The organism is Streptomyces sp. NPDC107550, assembly GCF_055639095.1.
In genome coordinates this window covers 90,438-108,097 of record NZ_JBVKBC010000006.1, presented here as the reverse complement: position 1 = coordinate 108,097, position 17,660 = coordinate 90,438, and the positions used below count along the sequence as shown (strand labels likewise).

The 17,660-nt window shown below is 74.0% G+C and carries 18 protein-coding genes; 12 read left to right on the top strand and 6 right to left on the bottom strand.

The window, feature by feature from the left end:
• Nucleotides 1–145: 145 nt before the first annotated feature.
• The 3 genes from coaE to ACZ7LY_RS11180 all read left to right on the top strand — a co-directional run bounded on the left by coaE (nt 146) and on the right by ACZ7LY_RS11180 (nt 1,579).
• A complete protein-coding gene (gene coaE, locus ACZ7LY_RS11190) occupies nt 146–754 on the top strand; it encodes a dephospho-CoA kinase (protein ID WP_471624262.1) in 609 nt (202 codons plus the stop codon).
• Nucleotides 751–1,134: a hypothetical protein gene (locus ACZ7LY_RS11185; RefSeq protein WP_471624261.1), complete on the top strand. Its 384-nt coding sequence runs from the start codon at nt 751–753 to the stop codon at nt 1,132–1,134. The genes coaE and ACZ7LY_RS11185 overlap by 4 nt, the downstream gene beginning before the upstream one ends.
• Nucleotides 1,135–1,216: 82 nt before the next feature.
• On the top strand, nt 1,217–1,579 hold the full coding sequence (locus ACZ7LY_RS11180; RefSeq protein WP_356493405.1) for a tetratricopeptide repeat protein: 363 nt from the start codon (nt 1,217–1,219) through the stop codon (nt 1,577–1,579).
• Nucleotides 1,580–1,613: 34 nt separating this feature from the next.
• Here the strand turns inward: ACZ7LY_RS11180 and ACZ7LY_RS11175 are convergent, their stop codons facing one another.
• Nucleotides 1,614–1,883, bottom strand: coding sequence for a DUF6343 family protein (locus tag ACZ7LY_RS11175; protein ID WP_471624260.1), 270 nt, complete (start codon nt 1,881–1,883; stop codon nt 1,614–1,616).
• 242 nt (nt 1,884–2,125) lie between these two features.
• On the opposite strand from ACZ7LY_RS11175, the gene ACZ7LY_RS11170 reads away from it, so the two are divergent.
• Together ACZ7LY_RS11170 and ACZ7LY_RS11165 are read left to right on the top strand one after the other, a co-directional pair.
• The gene (locus ACZ7LY_RS11170; RefSeq protein WP_471624449.1) at nt 2,126–3,043 is read left to right on the top strand and encodes an acyltransferase domain-containing protein; all 918 of its coding nucleotides are present in this window, start codon (nt 2,126–2,128) and stop codon (nt 3,041–3,043) included.
• Nucleotides 3,044–3,376: 333 nt separating this feature from the next.
• The gene (locus tag ACZ7LY_RS11165) at nt 3,377–3,880 is read left to right on the top strand and encodes a DoxX family protein (protein ID WP_471624259.1); all 504 of its coding nucleotides are present in this window, start codon (nt 3,377–3,379) and stop codon (nt 3,878–3,880) included.
• Between the two features lie 173 nt (nt 3,881–4,053).
• On the opposite strand, the gene ACZ7LY_RS11160 is transcribed toward ACZ7LY_RS11165, so the two are convergent.
• Nucleotides 4,054–4,545, bottom strand: a complete 492-nt coding sequence (locus tag ACZ7LY_RS11160; RefSeq protein WP_471624448.1) for an RNA-binding S4 domain-containing protein — start codon at nt 4,543–4,545, stop codon at nt 4,054–4,056.
• Nucleotides 4,546–4,758: 213 nt separating this feature from the next.
• On the opposite strand from ACZ7LY_RS11160, the gene ACZ7LY_RS11155 reads away from it, so the two are divergent.
• From ACZ7LY_RS11155 to ACZ7LY_RS11140, 4 genes are all read left to right on the top strand, one after another.
• Nucleotides 4,759–6,078: a M20/M25/M40 family metallo-hydrolase gene (locus tag ACZ7LY_RS11155; RefSeq protein WP_471624447.1), complete on the top strand. Its 1,320-nt coding sequence runs from the start codon at nt 4,759–4,761 to the stop codon at nt 6,076–6,078.
• Nucleotides 6,075–7,628 carry a YfcC family protein gene (locus tag ACZ7LY_RS11150; protein ID WP_471624258.1) on the top strand — a complete coding sequence of 518 codons (1,554 nt, stop codon included), beginning with the start codon at nt 6,075–6,077 and terminating at the stop codon, nt 7,626–7,628. The genes ACZ7LY_RS11155 and ACZ7LY_RS11150 overlap by 4 nt, the downstream gene beginning before the upstream one ends.
• A 28-nt stretch (nt 7,629–7,656) precedes the next feature.
• Nucleotides 7,657–8,373 carry a uracil-DNA glycosylase gene (locus ACZ7LY_RS11145; RefSeq protein ID WP_471624257.1) on the top strand — a complete coding sequence of 239 codons (717 nt, stop codon included), beginning with the start codon at nt 7,657–7,659 and terminating at the stop codon, nt 8,371–8,373.
• A gap of 91 nt (nt 8,374–8,464) precedes the next feature.
• Nucleotides 8,465–9,685: an MFS transporter gene (locus ACZ7LY_RS11140; protein ID WP_471624256.1), complete on the top strand. Its 1,221-nt coding sequence runs from the start codon at nt 8,465–8,467 to the stop codon at nt 9,683–9,685.
• A gap of 80 nt (nt 9,686–9,765) precedes the next feature.
• Here ACZ7LY_RS11140 and ACZ7LY_RS11135 read toward each other — a convergent pair whose 3' ends face one another.
• Both ACZ7LY_RS11135 and ACZ7LY_RS11130 read right to left on the bottom strand, forming a co-directional pair.
• The gene (locus tag ACZ7LY_RS11135) at nt 9,766–10,422 is read right to left on the bottom strand and encodes a GntR family transcriptional regulator (protein ID WP_471624255.1); all 657 of its coding nucleotides are present in this window, start codon (nt 10,420–10,422) and stop codon (nt 9,766–9,768) included.
• A 49-nt stretch (nt 10,423–10,471) separates the two neighbouring features.
• A complete protein-coding gene (locus ACZ7LY_RS11130; protein WP_471624254.1) occupies nt 10,472–11,047 on the bottom strand; it encodes a 2'-5' RNA ligase family protein in 576 nt (191 codons plus the stop codon).
• A 148-nt stretch (nt 11,048–11,195) separates the two neighbouring features.
• Between ACZ7LY_RS11130 and ACZ7LY_RS11125 the strand changes: the two genes are divergently transcribed.
• Entirely contained in the window at nt 11,196–13,331 is a 2,136-nt protein-coding gene (locus ACZ7LY_RS11125) for an FUSC family protein (RefSeq protein ID WP_471624253.1), read from the top strand.
• A gap of 44 nt (nt 13,332–13,375) precedes the next feature.
• Here ACZ7LY_RS11125 and ACZ7LY_RS11120 read toward each other — a convergent pair whose 3' ends face one another.
• Nucleotides 13,376–14,218, bottom strand: a complete 843-nt coding sequence (locus ACZ7LY_RS11120) for a S1 family peptidase (protein ID WP_471624252.1) — start codon at nt 14,216–14,218, stop codon at nt 13,376–13,378.
• A gap of 278 nt (nt 14,219–14,496) precedes the next feature.
• Here ACZ7LY_RS11120 and ACZ7LY_RS11115 point away from each other — a divergent pair, with 278 nt between their 5' ends.
• Nucleotides 14,497–15,192 carry a DUF899 domain-containing protein gene (locus ACZ7LY_RS11115; RefSeq protein ID WP_471624251.1) on the top strand — a complete coding sequence of 232 codons (696 nt, stop codon included), beginning with the start codon at nt 14,497–14,499 and terminating at the stop codon, nt 15,190–15,192.
• A 254-nt stretch (nt 15,193–15,446) separates the two neighbouring features.
• Entirely contained in the window at nt 15,447–15,635 is a 189-nt protein-coding gene (locus ACZ7LY_RS11110) for a hypothetical protein (RefSeq protein ID WP_471624446.1), read from the top strand.
• Here the strand turns inward: ACZ7LY_RS11110 and ACZ7LY_RS11105 are convergent.
• Complete coding sequence (locus ACZ7LY_RS11105) at nt 15,544–17,547, bottom strand: ABC transporter ATP-binding protein (RefSeq protein ID WP_471624250.1); 2,004 nt, start codon at nt 17,545–17,547, stop codon at nt 15,544–15,546. The genes ACZ7LY_RS11110 and ACZ7LY_RS11105 overlap by 92 nt on opposite strands.
• Nucleotides 17,548–17,660 lie beyond the last annotated feature (113 nt).

Genomic DNA, 17,660 nt, shown 5'->3' with positions numbered 1-17,660 from the left:
GGGCCGGATCGGGCAGGCGGCGGTGCGTAGTGCCCGGGCCCGGCGTGACCCGAAGGGGAAGCGCTAGGCTGCGGATCACCCGTGCGGGGCGCAGAGCCGCTCCGCGCGGGTGTCGGCATGTCGAGGCGAGTGGGAGGCGCGGGCCTTGTTGTCAGTGGGCTTGACCGGCGGGATCGGGGCGGGCAAGAGCGAGGTGTCCCGGCTCCTCATGGAGCGCGGCGCCGTCCTCGTCGACGCCGACCGCATCGCCCGCGAGGCCGTCGAACCGGGCACGCCCGGACTCGCCGCCGTCGTCGAGGAGTTCGGGCCCGAGGTGCTCGCCGCCGACGGCACCCTGGACCGGCCGAAGCTCGGCTCCCTCGTCTTCGCCGACCCCGACCGCCTCGCCGCGCTGAACGCGATCGTCCACCCGCTGGTCGGCGCCCGCTCCCAGGAACTGGCGGCGCAGGCCGGGCCCGACGCGGTCGTCGTCCACGACGTGCCCCTGCTCACCGAGAACGGCCTCGCGCCCCTGTACGACCTGGTCGTCGTCGTGGACACCGCCCCCGAGACCCAGCTCGACCGGCTGACCCGGCTGCGCGGCATGAGCGAGGCCGACGCCCGCGCCCGCATGGCCGCCCAGGCCACCCGCGAACAGCGCCGCGAGATCGCCGACATCGTCATCGACAACGACGTACCGCTGGACGAACTGATCCGCCAGGTCGACGCCGTCTGGGCCGAGCTGTCGCGCCGGGCGCGCGCCGCGGCACGGTGATCGTCCTCGCCGCGTGCACCGCCATCGGCGGTCTGGTGGCGCTGATCGCGGGCGCGTACGGGCTCCAGCGCACCCGGCGCCTGCGCGCCTCGGGCAATGTCGTGGACGCCCTGGTCAAACCGCCGCAGCCGGGCACCGACCGGCCGCTGCTCCAGTTCGAGACGGCGGACGGACGGGTCGTCGAGGTCGTCTCACCCGTCCCGCCCGGCCGGGACCGGCCCCTGACGGCGGGCGCGGTGGTCCGTATCGCGTACGACGTCGAGGACCCGCGTGAGACCGTGGTGCTCGGCGCGCAGCGGCCCGGAGTGGACCGCACCTTCATGCTCGCCGGCGCGGTCCTCGTCCTGACCGGCATGGTGCTCGCGGTGTCCCTGAGCTGAGTGTCCGCCGGGCGGGCCGCGGGCAGGAATAGGCGGCACGGCTCACGCTGTTGACGCCGACGACACCAGAAGGGAGTCCGTCGTGCCCGACGCCACCCCGGAGACGCACGTCATCGACTACCGAGCGGCCGAGCAGTTGCTCGCCGCACGCGATCCGCGCGGCGCGGTGAAGCTGCTGGACGACGTGATCGCCGCCCACCCGGAGAACACGGCGGCCCGGCTGCTGCGCGCCCGCGCCTTCTTCGCCGCCGCCCAACTGCGCGCCGCCGAGCTGGAGTTCTCCATCGTCCTGGAGCGCGAACCGGACAACGCGTTCGCGCACTTCGCGCTGGCCAGGACGTACGAGCGCTGGTCCCGCCCGCAGCAGGCCCGCCGGCACTTCCGGCTGGCCGCCGCCCTCGATCCGCAGCCCGAGTATCTGGCGGCCGCACGCTTCGACGACTGAGCCGGGTGGCCCGCCGGTCGGGGAGCCGGGCCGGTCAGGGGGAGCGGGGCCGGTGGTAGGGCGGCACGTCGCGGCCCGGCTGGTAATGGGGCCCCTGGCGCATATGGCGCGTGATCACGAAGATGTCCACTGTCGTGATCAGCCACAGCACCCCACAGGCCAGCGCCCACCCCGGCCGCCCGACGACCAGGAACGCCAGCGTGCCGAACGTCGTCCAGGCCAGACCGAACAGGGCGAGGCCCAGGCGCAGCCGCAGCGGGCTACGGGCGGTGACCGGTTCATCACCGGTACGGACCAGATGCATGGTCACCATCCCCTTACGGCGACTCACGGCGACTCAGGACCAAGCGGCTTCCCTTCCAGGGTGCCACCACGGGCGACAGAGAGGACGGGCCGAGCGTGCGCGACACCGGCACCGGACAGACCGCGCGGGACGGGCAGGGGCATGAGGCGGGCGACGACCTGCCGGACGGCCCGCGACTGTGGCACGTACTGGAGAGCGACCCGGCGTGCGCGCGCTGGCTCGCGGCCCTCGACGACCCCGCGATACCCCGGCTGCCGGCCGCGCTGCCCGGCGCGTTCGACCTGCCGGACGTGCTGCTCGACCTCGCTGTCCCGCACGAGGACATCGCCACGCTGCTCACGCTGCACGCGCGGCTGACGGCCGAGCCGCGGCTGACCGCGCTGATCGAGCGGGCGGTCAGCGGTCTGCTGTGGCGGGCGGGCGAACCGGGGGAGGGCGCCGGGCTGCCGGACATCCCGGCGCAGGCGGGGGCGCTCGGCCGCTGCCTCGCCCTGTTCGTGTTCGTCGCGGCGCTGCCGCACACCCGCGCCCTGCACCGCGCGCGGGGCGTCCCCGACGACGTCTCGCGGCACACGCTCGCCGACCTCGGCCGCAATCTGGCCGTCCATCGCAGGCGCTCCGGTACGACGGGGCTGCTCGTGCCGTGGTGGCTCACCCGGCATTTCCGGGGCGAGCTGTTCCAGCTCGGGCGGCTCCAGTTCGAACGGGTGCGGCTCGGGCGGCTCGCCGGTGAGCACCTGCGGCGGGAGGGCGCCGCGGACGGGCCCGGCGCCCCGGCGCTCGGCGTGCACATCCCCGACTTCCGGGGGCCGATGACGCCCGAGGCGTGCGACGACTCGCTGGCGCGCGCCCGGGAGTTCTTCGCCCGCCACTTCCCCGAGGAGCCCGCGCGCGTGGCGGTCTGCGAATCCTGGCTCCTCGACCCGCAGTTGGGCCGGTACCTGCCCAAGACCTCCAACATCGTGCGGTTCCAGGAACGGTTCCGTATCTGGCACGTCGAGGAGAAGGCGACGGACGACACGCCGATCGCGTTCGTCTTCGGCGGTACGCAGAACCCGCGCGCGCTGCTGCCGCGCCGCACGAGCCTTCAGCGGGCCGTCCTCGGGCATCTGGACGCGGGCGGACACTGGCACATGGGGTATGGCTGGTTCCCGCTGTGAGGCGTGGCGTGAGCGTGGGCGCGCGGAGGAGCGTGGGCGGGGATGCGGGGGCGGGAACGGGGCGGGGCGGCCGTACGTTCCTTCCGTATGAGCCTTGAGATGCGAGCGCGGGCCCACGAGAACCTGCCGCGTGAAGTCCGCGCCGCTGACGGCTCGTTCATCATCCGCAAGGTGTCCCCGGAGCCGGTCGGGGACGGTGGCTCAACGGGGGGCCGGGCGGCTTGACGGAGACGAGGGAGAAAAACCTTGGGGCGGCGATGAGTTAGGGGCGGGCCGGCGGTCTTCCTAGGTGACAGTGACCAACGGGTCGCCCTCACCGCTCAGGAGACCGCCATGACGCACCACGCCCCCGCCACCAGCGCCGCCGCTTCCGCTTCCGCCGCCGTCACGCCCGACTCCGGCGCGCCCGGCACGGTCACGGCCGGCGTCGAGCCCGCCCGTTCGCGCCGGGCCCGGATCGCGCTGCGGACGACCGCCATCGTCCTCGCGCTGTTCTTCGCCATCGCCAGCGCCCTGCCCAAGCTGCTCGGGCTCGCCGCCGCTGCCGACGCCTTCGACACCATCGGCTGGGGCGCGCCGGGCATGTACATCATCGGCGCGCTCGAACTCGCCGGGGCGATCGGGCTCGTGGTGCCCGTGCTCTCCGGCGTCACGCCGATCGCGCTGAGCGCCCTGATGGTCGGCGCGTGCGTCACGCAGATCACGGTCTTCCACGGGGAGAACGCGGCGACGCCCCTGATCCTCATCGTGCCGCTCGCCGTGCTGGCCCGGTCCCACCGGGGGCGCAACCGGCAACTCCTCGCGCTGGTCACGCGGCGCGAGCGGGCGGCGAGATGAGCGGCCCCGGGTGACCGCGACGCCGGTCGCCGTACGCCACTGACGTGAGGCCCGGAGGCGGGGCTTCGCGTCAGAGGCATGCCCCCGGCCTGCTCAGCCCCCTCGTACCGGCCTGCGCAGCCCCTCGTACCGGACCGCGCCGAGCCGTCAGCCCGAGCCGTCAACCCGTACCGTCAGTCCTCGTCGTCCCCGTCGCCGGACCCCGGCACATGCCCCGCCCCGGTCGGCCCCTGGCCGAAGATGCCGCGCAGGCGCTCCAGTTCGCGGCGGTCCCGCTTCGTCGGGCGGCCCGCGCCGCGGTCCCGTACCCCGACCGGGGCCACGACCGCGCGCGGCGGAGGCGGCGGCGAGTTGTCGACGTAGCACTCGACGGCGACCGGCGCCCCGACCCGCTTGCGGATCAGCCGCTTGACCTCCACGAGCCGCTCCCGGTTGCCGGGTTGCAGGACGCGGACCTCGTCGCCGACGCGCAGCGCGTGCGAGGGCTTCACGCTCACGCCGTTGACCTTGACGTGGCCGCCCTTGCAGGCCGCGGCGCCCGCCGCCCGCGTCTTGACGAGCCGCACCGACCAGATCCAACTGTCGACGCGCACGCTCCCGCCGCCGCCCGCGCCCGGCGTCCCCGAGGGACCCGCACTCTCCGCTGCCATGCCCCCGACCTTAATGCGGGTTCGGGGACGGCTGCCCGTCCGCACGGCGAGCCCTCGGCACCGGACCCCTCCCGGCCACGGATAATCCGGGCAAACCGCATGGATTCGAGAGCGAGGGGCACGTACGCCATGGCCGCGATGGACCCGGACGACGACCGCCACGAGGGCACGCACGACAACCGCCCCGTCGGAGCGCACGCCGATCTGCACACGCACGTGGACACCCTGATGGACGGGCTCCGCGCCGACCTGGAACGCCTCGCCGCGATCCCGTCGATCGCGTTCCCCGGCTTCCCGCCCGAGCCCGTGCGGGAGGCCTACGACCTGCTGGTCGGGCTGCTGCGGGACGCGGGCGTCGAGCACATCGAGCGCATCGACCTGCCCGACACCGCGCCCGTGATCTTCGGCGAGATCCCGCCGCCCACCCCCGACGCGCCGACCGTGCTGCTCTACTCGCACTACGACGTGCAGCCGCCCGGTGACGAGAGCCTGTGGCTGTCGCCGCCCTTCGAGCCGACCCCGGTCGAGGGCGGTCTCAGGGCGCGCGGCATCGCGGACGACAAGTCCAACGTCATCGCGCATCTCGGCATGCTGCGCGCGTTCGGCGGGCGCCCGCCGGTCGGCGTGAAGATCGTCTTCGAGGGACAGGAGGAGTACGGCAGTCCCTTCGACGCCTACCCGCCCACCGACCCCGAGCGGTTCGCCTGCGACGCCATGGTCATCGCCGACCTCGGCAACCTGCGCCCCGGCACCCCCACCCTCACCACCGGGCTGCGCGGCGCCGCCGAGGTGATCGTCGAGGCGCGCACGCTCCAGGAGCCGCGGCACAGCGGCGAGTTCGGCGGCGCCGCCCCCGACGCGCTGCTCGTGCTGCTCAAGGCCCTCGGCACCCTGCACGACGTGCACGGCGACGTGGCCGTCGAAGGGCTGCGGCGCGAGACGTGGACCGGCGCGAGCTACACCGAGGACGAGTTCCGCGACCTCGCGGGCGTCCTTCCCGGCATGCCGCTCCTCGGCAGCGGCTCCCTCGGCGAGCGCCTGTGGAGCGGCCCCGCGATCACCGTCGTCGGCCTGGACGCGCCGCCCGTCGAGGGCGCCGCCTCCGCGGTCGTCCCGTACGCCCGCGCCAAGCTCAACCTGCGCTTCCACCCGCTCCAGGACCCGCACGAGGCCCAGGACCGGCTGGTGCGGCACCTGACCGCGCTGCGCCCGTTCGGCGTGCCGCTCGCCGTCACGCCCGGCGACACCGGCCCCGGCTACGAGGCCGCGACCGAGGGCCCCGCCTACCGCGCCGCCCGCACCGCGCTGCGCGAAGCGTGGGGCACCGACGCCTCGTACGTCGCCACCGGCGGCTCGATCCCGCTGGTCAACGGGCTCGCGCAGGCCGCGCCCGGCGCCGAGGTCCTGCTCTTCGGCGCGCAGGACAACCTGTGCAATCTGCACGCCCCGAACGAGCGCGTCCTCTTCTCCGAACTGCGCGCCACCGTCGTCGCCATGTGCGCCTTCGTGCGCGAGTACGCCGCCGACTTCCAGGGCGGGCGCCGATGAGCAGCCCCGCCGGGCCCGCGGAGCCCGCCGAGCCGGCCGTCGGGGGCGCACAGCAGCCCCCCAAGAAGAAGTTCGCGTTCCCGAGCGCGCTGACCGTGCTCGCCGTGGTCACCCTCGCGGTGTGGATCCTCGCGTTCCTCGTGCCGCCGGGGCAGTACGCGCGCGATGACTCCGGGGCGCCCGTCCAGGGCACCTACCACCGCGTCGGCTCCGGGCAGTCCTTCGTGGACCGGCTCAACGACCTGTTCCTGTCGCCGGTCAACGGCCTGTACGGCATCCAGGACCCGAAGACGTCCCTGGTCGGGCCCGACAACTCCGGTGATCTGTACGGCAGTGCGGGCGTCTTCCTGTTCGTGCTGGCCATCGGCGCGTTCATCACCGTCGTCTTCGCCACCGGCGCCCTCGACCGGGGCATCGGGCGGCTCGCGCACCGGCTGCGCGAGCGCGGGGCGCTGCTCATCGCGGGCGTCATGGTCGTCTTCTCGGTGCTCGGCACGGTCGAGGGCTTCGCGGAGGAGACGCTCGGCTTCTACGGGCTGATCGTGCCGCTCATGCTCGCGCTCGGCTACGACCGGATGACGGCGGTCGGCGCGATCATCCTCGGCGCGGGCGTCGGCGTGCTGTGCTCGACCGTCAACCCGTTCGCCACCGGCGTCGCGTCCTCCGCCGCCGACATCTCCCTCGGCGACGGCATCGCGCTCCGGTTCGTCATGTGGGTCGTCCTGACCGGCGTCACCGTCGGCTACGTCATCCGGTACGCGCGGCGCGTACGCAAGAACCCCGACCGCTCGCTGTCCGGATTCCTGCCCGGCGACCGGGACCGCGACAAGGCGTCCGCCGACGCCGCCGAGGTGCCCGCGCTGAGCCCGCTGCACAAGGCCGTCCTCGTCGTCACCGCCCTGGTCTTCGCCTTCATGATCTTCTCGGTGGTGCCGTGGGCGAGCGCGCTGACCGGTGACGCGGACGCGACCCCGTACGGCTGGGAGCTCGGCTGGTCGTTCCCGCAGCTCGCCGCGCTGTTCCTGTGCGCGGCGGTGCTCGTGGGGCTCGTGGGGCGGATGGGGGAGCAGAAACTCAGCTCGACGATCGTGCAGGGGGCCGCCGACTTCGTCTCGCCCGCCCTCGTCATCCTGCTCGCGCGCGGCGTCACCGTGATCATGAACAACTCCAAGATCACCGACACCGTGCTGCACGCCATCGAGGGCGTCGTGAAGGGCACCTCGTCCGGGATCTTCGCCGTCATCGTCTTCGTCGTGAACCTGCCGCTCGCCTTCCTCATCCCCTCCACCTCCGGGCACGCCACGCTCGCCATGCCGATCCTCGCGCCGCTCGCCGACTTCGCCGGGGTCTCGCGCGCGGTCGTCGTCACGGCCTGGCAGGCGGCCAGCGGCTGGATGAACCTGTGGGTGCCGACGACGGCCGTCACCATCGGCGGCGTCGCCCTCGCCAAGGTCGGCTACGACCGCTATCTGCGGTTCGTCTGGCCGCTGCTCGCCCTGCTGTTCCTGCTGATCTGCGTGTTCGTCGCGCTGGGGGCGGCCTTCACGTAGCGCCCGCGCGCGGCCTTACGGTGGGGGGATGGACGGCCTCGACGCGCTCGACGAGCGGATCACGCACTGCCGGGCCTGCCCACGGCTCGTCGCCTGGCGGGAGGAGGTCGCGCGCACCAAGCGCGCGGCCTTCGCCGACGAGACGTACTGGGGGCGGCCCGTGCCCGGCTTCGGACCGCCCGACGCGTCCATGGTCCTCATCGGCCTCGCGCCCGCCGCGCACGGCGGCAACCGTACGGGCCGCATGTTCACCGGCGACCGCTCCGGCGAGGTGCTGTACCGGGCGCTGTACGACGTGGGCCTCGCCAGCCGCCCCTACGCGGAGGGCGCCGACGACGGCCTGACGCTGCACGGCGTGCGCATCACCTCGCCCGTGCACTGCGCGCCGCCCGAGAACAAGCCGACGCCCGGCGAGCGCGACACCTGCCGCCCCTGGCTGGTCCGCGAGCTGGAACTGCTGCGGCCGACCCTGCGCACGGTCGTCGTGCTCGGCGGTTTCGGCTGGCAGGCGGCGCTGCCGTCGTTCGCGCAGGCCGGCTGGGAGGTGCCGCGCCCGCGCCCCGCGTTCGGCCACGGCACCCGCGTCGACCTCGACGGGCTCGGCCTGTACGGCTGCTACCACGTCAGCCAGCGCAACACCTTCACCGGGCGGCTCACGCCCCTGATGCTGCGGGACGTGCTGCGGGCGGCGGCCCTGGAGGCGGGCCTGCCCGTCCTGCCCGAGCCGCCGGCGCCCGGCGACTGATCCGGGGAGGGCCCCGACGGGCCGCCCGGGAGAGGCCTCCAACGGGCTAGCAGAAATGGAGCACCCGGCCCCCGCTTCCTAGCGTGAAAGCGTGACGACGCCCTCGACGCAAGCCCCGACGCCGGTGCGGGCCGACGACCGGCCGCCCGCCGCGGCCTACCGCAACCTCGCGGTGGCCACCATCGGCTTCGCGCTCACCTTCTGGGCCTGGGACCTGATCGCGCCGCTCGGCAGCAACTTCGGCGACGACCTCTCCCTCAGCTCGTTCGAGCAGTCCTTCCTCGTGGCAGTCCCCGTCATCGTCGGCTCGCTGGGCCGCGTCCCGGTCGGCGCGCTCACCGACAAATACGGCGCGAAACTGATGTTCCCGCTGGTCTCCGCGCTGACCATCGTGCCCGTGCTGCTGATCATCCCGGCCCGGCACAACTTCCTCGCGATGATCGGCGTCGGCTTCCTGCTCGGGCTCGGCGGCACCACGTTCGCCATCGGCATCCCGCTCGTGAACTCCTGGTTCCCGCCCGCGCGGCGCGGCTTCGCGCTCGGCGTCTTCGGCATGGGCATGGGCGGCGTCGCCCTCTCCGGCTACTTCACGCCCCGCATCGCCAAACACGGCGAGAACCTGCCGTTCGTCGTCGTCGCCATCGCGCTCGCCGCGTACGCGCTGCTCGCCGCCGCGCTGATCTCCGACCGCCCCGACCGGCCCGTCCCCACCTCGTCCCTCGTCACCCGGCTCGGCCAGGCCGGCCGGCTGCGGGTCACCTGGGAACTGTCGGCGCTGTACGCGATCGGCTTCGGCGGCATCGTCGCGTTCGGCGTGTACCTGCCTACGTATCTGAAGACGTGGTACGACCTCGACCCCACCGACGCGGGCACGAAGGCGGCCGGGTTCGCGCTGGTCACCGTCGTCTTCCGGCCCATCGGCGGTTGGCTCTCGGACCGGATCCACCCGGCGACCGTCACCGCGTGGGCGCTCGTCGTCGTCGCCCTCTTCGCCATCGTCCAGGCGTTCGACCCGGCGATGAACCCGATGGGCACGATCTGCCTGCTGCTCATGGCGGCCGGGCTCGGCACCGCGAGCGGCAGCGTCTTCGCGCTCGTCTCGCAGGTCACCCCGCAGCCGCAGGTCGGCTCCGTCACCGGCATCGTCGGCGCGATGGGCGGCCTCGGCGGCTTCGTCCCGCCGCTGGTCATGGGCGCGATCTACAGCGCCAAGAACTCCTACTCCATCGGCTTCATGCTCCTGTCCGACCTGGCCCTCGCGGGCTGCGTCTACGCGTACGGGCGGATGCGGAACGCCGGCGCGGAGGAGTAGAGCCGTCCGATTCGGGTCCTTCGGGTCCTTCGGGTCCTTCGGGTCCTTCGGGCCCTTCGGATCCTTCGGATCAGGCCGGATCACTCCGCTGGAACGTCCTCGAAGAGATGCCGGACGGTCGAGCGGTAGTTGGTGCGCACGTGCGCCAGCGCCACGGCCCGCGCCCGCTCCGGGTCGCGGGAGGCGATCGCGTCGTACAGGTCCCGGTGCTCGGCGAGCTGCTGCGGCCACTCCTCGTTGCGCCGGGTCAGCCAGCGCAGCCGGCCCTCCACCGGCCGCATCACCTCCGTGATCAGTCCATTGCCCGCCATCTCGATCAGGCGGTCGTGGAAGCGGCTGTTGACGTCCGTGATCGTCTCGGCGTCGTCCTCGCGCGTCGCCCGGGTCGCCAGCTCCAGCAGCACGGCGAGATGAGCCAGGTCGTCCCGGGTCGCGCGGGCGGCGGCGAGCCCGATCGCGTACACCTCCAACGCCTCACGCAGCTCGAAGAGTTCCGTCACGTCCGTCCGGGTCAACGTCCGTACGACGGCCCTGCGCGGCGTCTCGAACGTCACGAACCCCTCGATGAGCAGCGCCCTGATCGCCTCCCGCACCGGCACCCGGGACACCCCGAACCGCTCCGCCAGCTCCCGCTCCACCAGCCGCGCGCCCGGCCGCAGCCGCCCCCCGATGATGTCCTGCCGCAGCGAGGCCAGCACCCGCTCCCGCACCGCCCCCAGCGGTTCCACCGTCGTCATGCCCACATCTTCCCCGACGGGGGCACGGCGCGGTGCCGGCCGGGTGGGGTCAGGGTTTCAGGGGGTAGGTGTGGGCGTCCTGCCAGCCTGTTCCTGCGCCGCCCGGGGTCGTGATCAGGCGGATCGATGTGATGCGGGTGCTGAGGGGGAGGTGGGGGGTGAAGGCGGTGTCGGGGAGGTCGTCCGTCGCGCCGCCGCTCGCCAGCGTGAGGTGCGGGTCCAGGCCGTCGGGGCCGAAGACGCCGCGGTAGGGGACCGCCTGCGGCCAGCGGGCGCGCAGGGACGCCAGCAGGGCGCGGAGCGGGGCGTCCGGCTCCGGGGGGAGGTAGAGGACGCCGGGCCAGCGGCGCAGTTCGCGGAAGTGGAGGGTGAACGCGGGGGTCGCCGCGAAGAGCGCGCGCAGTTCGGCGTCCACCTCGGGCGTGAGCCGCGACATCGGCAGGAACGGGTAGAGCAGCGTCACATGGGCGCGGGTCGGCGTGCGGACCAGCCCCGGGCACGCGTCCGCCTCCGGGACCGGGAGGGACAGGGCCGTGTCGCCGGGGAGGTCGGGCCAGCCGCCGTGGTCGTGCGGGCGGTCGCGCTCCGGGGCGTCGGAGGGCGCGGAGGAAGGAGTGTTCGGCACGGTCAAGTGTCACATCGGGGAAACCCGCTCGTTTCCCCGGCTCCACGAACGGGCTTTACGGTGGAGTGACCGGTTCACGCCGGTTCGAGTCGTCCGGCAGCGCCGCCGCAGACCTCCGTGCCCGTACGACAGGAGTCCGCGCAGCCCCATGGCCCGCCCCCGCGTCCGCCTCTCCGCCCTGCCCCGCGTCCGTCCCTCCGCCCTGCCGCCCTGGCTCGGCCACGCCCTGCGCACCCAGCGCGCGCCCGTCCCCTGGGCCGCCGCCGTGCGGGGCGCTCTCGCCGCCGGGCCCCTGCTCGGCCTCGCGCTGCTCGCCGGACGCCCGTCCGCCGGAGTGCTCCTCGCGCTCGGCGCCATGCTCGCCGGCGTCAACGACCGCCCCGGCACCCGGCGACGGGCCCTGACGCGGCTCGGCGGGCCCGCGCTCGCCGGGGCGTGCGGCATGTTCCTCGGCAGCGTCCTCGCCATGCTCACCGGCGGCGGGGCCGGGCGGCTGGTCGCCGGTGGCGTCGTCGTCGCCTCTTTCGCCGCACTCGGCGCGGTGGGCGGCGCGGTCAGCGCGATCGGGCCCGTCGCCTCGACCGTCGGTACGCAACTGCTCGTCACCACCGCCGTCGGCGCCGGGATGCCCCTGCCGGAACCGCCCTGGCAGCGGGCCGCGCTGTTCGCGTGCGGCGCCGGCTGGCTGATCGTGCTGCGCCTGACGCTGCCGTCCCCGGCCGTCCGCACCGCCCGCGCCCAGGGCCTCGGCTACCTGTACGACGGGGAACGCGCCGCGGTCGCCGCCGTGTACGACGCCGTCGCCGCGCTCCTCGACGCCGCCGGCAGCCCCGCCGCGCCCGCCCGCCGCGCCGCCCTGACCAGCGCCCTCGACCACGCCCAGGACGCCCTGCGCCCCCTCGGCGGCGACGGGCCCGCGCCCCGGCTGCTGCGCGCCCGCTATCTCGCCGCGCTGCCGCTCGCCGAAGCCGCGACCGCCCTCGCCTGGACCGGCAGGCCCGTGCCCGAACGGGCCCGCACAGGCCCCCGGCGCCTCGCCGCCGCCGTCCGCGCGGGCACCCCTTGCGGCACGCTCCCCGCGCCGAGCCGGGACGACGCGGGGCTGCGGGCGCTGGACGAGGCGCTGCTGCGGGCGGCGGAGGCGTTCGACGGGGGCGGCCCGGGAGGGCGTGACCTGCCGGACTCCGCACCGCAATCCCCGTACGGGCGGCAGCGGTTCCCGTACGGGCGTCAGCGGTCCGAGGACGGGCGCGAGCAGTCCGCGTACAGGCGTCGGCGGTTCCCGTACGGGCCTCAGCGGTCCGAGGACGGGCGCGAGCAGACCCCGTACGGGAGCAAGCCGGCCGCGGACCGGTGCGAGCCGTCCCCGGACGCGCGCGAACGGGCCCCCTACGCGCGCGAGGCAGGCCATCCGGCGGCGCCCCCCGACGACCGGCGCGTCCGCGTGCTGCGCGCGCTGCGGCGGGCCACCGGGTCGGCGGGGCGCGAGTACGGGACCCGCGTCGGGCTGTCCTTCGGCGCCGGGGCCGCGCTCGCCCAGCTGCTGCACCCGGTGCACTGGTACTGGCTGCCCGCCACCGCCGTCTTCCTCGTCAAGCCCGACCTCGGGCCGCTCGTCTCGCGCGCGTTGTGCCGCGCCGCCGGCACGGTCGTGGGCGCCGCCCTCTTCGCGGCCCTGGCCGCCGTCCTGCCGAGCCCGCTCGGGCCGCTGGCGCTGGTCGTGCTGTGCGGGGCGCTGATCCCCGTCGCCACGCGGCACTTCGCCGCGCAGACCGCCGTCATCACGGTGCTCGTGCTGAGCCTGGTGCTGGTCGGCGGCGAACCGCCCGCCTCCTGGAGCCGCATCACCGACACCCTCGCCGCCTGCGCCCTCGTCCTCGTCGCCGGTCATCTGCCCGGCCCCCGCGCCCACCGCGCCGGCGGCGTCCGGACGCGGCTCGACGAAGCGCGGGAGGCCGCCCACGCGTACGTACGGCATGTGCTGCGCGAACCGGAGGCCGGCGCGTCCGTCGCCCCGCGCGCGGTGGGGGACCGGCTCGACCGGTGGCTGCTGCGGCGCGAGGCGTACCGCACGCTCGCCCAGGCGCGCGCCGCCGCCGATCTCGCGGCCGCCGAACTGCCGCTGCTCGCCCGGCAGTCGGACGGCGCGCGGGAGACCGCGCTCGCCCTGGAGCGGCTCGTGGACGCGACGACCGCGTGCGCCGTCCACGTCGACGACACCGGCCGAGTGCCACAGCAGCACGCCGAACGGATCGGCGTGCTGCTCGCGGAACTCCCGCGCTGAGCGGCCCTGCGGACCTGGCCCGGGCCCGGGCCAGGGCCCCGGCCTTACGGCTTGGGCAGCGCGCAGCCCGGGGCGGACAGGTTGATCTTGTTGCCGGCGCCCACGCACGGCACGATGCCGTACGTCTGCTGCGCGTAGTTGATGCCCTGGCGGACCGTCACGTTGCCGTTCTCGTCCACCTCGCACGGGTTGTTGTCCGTGCAGCGGGCGCCGTCCTCGTTACCGGTGTTGTTCACCGCGACGACCTTGCCCGAGGTGCGGTCGAGGACCGGCGAGCCGGACGTGCCGCCGATGGTGTTGCACGCCGAGGTGTAGCGGACCGAGTCCTTCCAGGTCCAGGACCCTTCCTTGAGCCGGTACGCGAACCCGTCGATCGAGCAGTTGTAGATCTTCTTCCAGTAGCCCGACACGACACTGATCGCCGTGCCCTGCGCGGGCCGGGCCGCCGACAGCTCCAGCGCCTTGATCCCGTAGGAGCTCTCTATCTGCTGGTACGTGCTGGTGAGCTGGTAGAGCGAGACGTCCGTGTCCGTCATCGTCCCGTACGCCACCTTGCTCGCGCGGAGCGTGGCGACCTTGCTGCCCGCCGAGTTGAGCAGGCTGAACGTGCGCGAGGACGGCTGGTCGACGATGACCTGCCCGGGGCCGGGGAAGCCGGACTCCAGGCAGTGGCCGTTGGACATGACGAGCGCCGGGTCGGTCGGCTGCGAGGAGGGGACGCGGACGACCGAGCCGGAACAGTTGCTGAGCGCCACCGTCCCGGCGAAGCTGACGGCCTTCAGGGTCGGCTGCGGCGCGGTGTGCTGGTCGAGCGCGGAGGCCGGGGCCACCGCAGCGCCCAGGAACAACGTGCCACCGAAACACGCGGCGGCCAGGGTCTTCTTCATGTGGGGGGTCCTCTTCCGTGGTGGGAGTGGTGCACGGAGTAGCGGGTTGCCGCATCGCCGCATGACCGGGCCGTCGCACGGCCGGGGCGGCGCGTGCGACAGGAGGCCGTGCGTGTTTGGCATGAGCATTGTGAGGGCGTACGGCTCAGCGGACAACAGGGCGTCCTGAGCGGACATCGGGACCGAAGCGAAGACCGGCCAAGATTCTTTCCCCGCGGGCGATGAGTTCCGCGCCCCTTCGCGGTCCACCCTTCGAAGCGCCGATCCGAGGAGGAACCATGGGGCTGCCGAAGGTGGTCACGCGCGAGGAATGGCTCGCGGCCCGTGAGGAGTTGCTGGCCCTGGAGAAAGCCGCGACCCGCGCGCGCGACGCGTTGAACACGCGGCGGCGCGAACTGCCCATGGTCGAGATCGACAAGCTGTACGTGTTCGAGGGACCGGACGGCAAGGCGGAACTGCTCGACCTGTTCGAGGGGCGCGACCAGCTCGTCGTCTACCACTTCATGTTCGACCCCGAGTGGGACGCGGGCTGCCGCTCCTGCTCCGGCTTCCTCGACCAGATCGGCCATCTCGCGCATCTACGCGCGCGTGGCACGGCGTTCGCCGCGGTCTCGCGCGCGCCGTTCACCAAGATCCTGCCGTTCAAGGCACGGATGGGCTGGACGCTGCCCTGGTACTCCTCCGGTCTCAGCGCCTTCAACCAGGACTTCGGCGCGACCCTCGTCGATGGCGATGACGGCTCGCTGCGCGAACGCCCCGGGCTCAGTTGCTTCTTGCGCGACGGCGAGCGGGTCTTCCACACGTACTCGGCGTTCGACCGCGGCCTCGACAACATCGGCTTCACGACGAACCTGCTCGACCTGACCGCACTCGGCCGCCGGGAGGAGTGGGAGCTGCCCGCGGGCCGCGCCTCGGCGCTCGGCGCGCCGGCCGGCAGCGCGGGCGTCCGCTACCACGACGAATATCTCGACTGATACCGCGACGAACACCTACGGCCGTCCCGGAGAGGTCCCGAACCGGTGTCATTGTCGTCACGCCCGCTTCCTCGACCGCCCCGCAGGCGTTCTCTTCCCTGAACACCGCCACCGCACTGCGGCGGCGCCGACACGGGGGACAGGGACAGACGACGATGAACGACAAGAGCGAGAAGAACAGCAAGTACCGCAGGGGCGTGACACCCATGGCGCCGGAGGGGCGTACGAGGCAACCGGGGCTGGCTGTACGGGAGGTGTTGCGGCGCTTCCCGGCGGGCGGCCCGCGCGGCTCGTGGCCCGCCGAGGAGTTCGCGCACGCGTGCCGCGAGGAGGGCCGACGGGCCGAAGTGGTCATGGACCTGGCGTCGGACGCGTTCCTGGTGGTGGAACGGGGCGGGCAACGGGGCGGGGAACGGGGTCCCGCCGCGGAACCTGTCGGCTGAACTGCTCGGCCTGCAACGCGTACAGCTCCGCGTACACGCCCCCGGCGGCGAGCAGCTCGTCGGGCGGCCCCGACTCCACGAGCCGCCCCCGCTCCAGGACGTGCACGAGATCCGCGTGCCGCACCGAGGCGAGCCGGTGCGTGATCAGTACGACGGTCTGCCCGGAGCCCGCCAGCGACCTGATCCGCTCGAAGACCTCCAGCTCGGCGCGGGCGTCGAGCGCCGCCGTCGGCTCGTCCACGATCAGGACGCTGCCCTTGCGGAACGCGGCCCGCGCGATCCCGAGCCGCTGCCACTGCCCGCCCGACAGCTCGTGGCCCCCGCTGAACGCGCGGGCCAGTAACGTGTCGAGGCCGTGCGGCAGTTCCCGTACGACCTGCTCGGCGCCCGCGAGGCCCACCGCCGCGCCGACCCGTTCCTCGGTGGGCTCGTCGGTGGAGCGGCCGATGCCGACGTTGACGCGGGCGGTGAAGGGCCAGCGCTTGAAGTCCTGGGCGACCATGGCGACCCGCTCGGCCAGCAGCGCCCGGTCGACGTCCGCCGCGTCCACGTCATCCCACAGGACGCGCCCGCTCTGGGGCGCGTACAGCCCGGCGAGCAGCTTCACCAGCGTTGTCTTGCCCGAGCCGTTCTCGCCGACGAGCGCCACGATCCGGCCCGTCGGCACCGTCAGCGTCAGATCGTCGAGCGCGGGGCGGGCGGAGCTGCCCGGGTAGGCGAACGACACGTTCTCGAACCGGATCTCGCGCGGCTCGGGCGGCAGCGCGACACCGCCCGCGGGGATCGCGCGCCGCGCCGCCTCCACGTGCAGCCGCTCCAGATCGCCCACGAACAGGGCGTCCTCGTGCAGCGAGTTGACTTCGAGGACGAGCGAGTCGAGCGACTGCGAGCCCGTACGGATCGCTATCACGGCCGTGCCCGCCACCGACAGGGCCATCGCGCCGGTGAGCAGCAGCAGGCCGAGCGTGGTGTACGTCGCCGCCGTGGCGAGGCCCGTCCAGGCTGCCGCGACCAGGCCGGTGCGCGCGGCGAGCCGGGCCAGCCGCGCCTGCTCGGCCTCCTGCGTCTCCGACATGGCCCGGAAGTGCCGCAGCAGGAACGGTCCGACGCCGTGCACGCGGATCTCGGGCGCGGCCACCGTGTCGATGAGCAGGCTGCTGATGAGCCGCCCCGCGCGCGCGTGCTGCACCCATACATGGAACGAGCGGTAGCGGCGGCGCGCGATCGTCAGCGCGCTCCACGCGCTCGGCACGGTCATCGTCACGAGCAGCGGCAGCAACAGCGGATGCAGCACGGTCAGCACGCCGGCGGCGGCGACGAGGGAGATCAGCGCGTTCACGACGCGGGTCGAGGTGGCGATCATCCGGCGGGCGGACGAGGCCCCGTACTGCGCGGTGTCCAGCAGCTTGTGGAACGCGTCGTCCTCGATCGCCGCCAGCTCCACCGCCGCCGCCCGCTCCAGATACCGCTCCGTGGCGAGCCGTTCGACCTTGGGCTCCAGCCGTCCCGTCGCGTACGTCGACGCCGCGCGCAGCAGGGCGGCGACGAACAGGACGCAGGCCACGGCGATCAGGGCGGGCGCCGCGCCGCGCAGCCGGTCCGCGATCGGGCCGCCGCCGACCAGACGGGCCAGCACGCTATTGACGGCGAGCAGGTTCACCGCCTGCGCGATGCCGCGCCCCGACTCGGCCGCGAGGACGAGGGCTGCGGCGCGGCGGTCGGCGTCCCGCGCGAGGCGCAGACTGGAGGCGAGCAGCGCCGGGAGCCGGGACAGCATCGCCCGGAAGTTCAGTTGGAGGAACGCGTCCTCATGCGCCGACCAGCCGTTCTCGTACCGCAGCGGTCCGCCGAACAGCAGGTGTTCGGACGCGGACGTCTCCGGCTCCGCCGACCGCGCCTTGGCTCTCCCCATCGGACCCCCGTCCCCCGAACTCCCTTGTCCGGCAAGGGAGTCGTCCCCCGAGTTATCCCACGAACGCCCGCCCCGGGACACGGCCCGCGCGCGGACTCGGGGCGCGTGGGGCG

Coding starts and splice junctions, on each gene's coding strand:
- ACZ7LY_RS11175 (WP_471624260.1), bottom strand. CDS start 1,883: ATGCATCTGGTCCGTACCGGTGATGAACCGGTCACCGCCCGTAGCCCG.
- ACZ7LY_RS11165 (WP_471624259.1), top strand. CDS start 3,377: ATGACGCACCACGCCCCCGCCACCAGCGCCGCCGCTTCCGCTTCCGCC.
- ACZ7LY_RS11155 (WP_471624447.1), top strand. CDS start 4,759: ATGGACGGGCTCCGCGCCGACCTGGAACGCCTCGCCGCGATCCCGTCG.
- ACZ7LY_RS11150 (WP_471624258.1), top strand. CDS start 6,075: ATGAGCAGCCCCGCCGGGCCCGCGGAGCCCGCCGAGCCGGCCGTCGGG.
- ACZ7LY_RS11145 (WP_471624257.1), top strand. CDS start 7,657: ATGGACGGCCTCGACGCGCTCGACGAGCGGATCACGCACTGCCGGGCC.
- ACZ7LY_RS11135 (WP_471624255.1), bottom strand. CDS start 10,422: ATGACGACGGTGGAACCGCTGGGGGCGGTGCGGGAGCGGGTGCTGGCC.
- ACZ7LY_RS11125 (WP_471624253.1), top strand. CDS start 11,196: ATGGCCCGCCCCCGCGTCCGCCTCTCCGCCCTGCCCCGCGTCCGTCCC.
- ACZ7LY_RS11120 (WP_471624252.1), bottom strand. CDS start 14,218: ATGAAGAAGACCCTGGCCGCCGCGTGTTTCGGTGGCACGTTGTTCCTG.
- ACZ7LY_RS11115 (WP_471624251.1), top strand. CDS start 14,497: ATGGGGCTGCCGAAGGTGGTCACGCGCGAGGAATGGCTCGCGGCCCGT.
- ACZ7LY_RS11105 (WP_471624250.1), bottom strand. CDS start 17,547: ATGGGGAGAGCCAAGGCGCGGTCGGCGGAGCCGGAGACGTCCGCGTCC.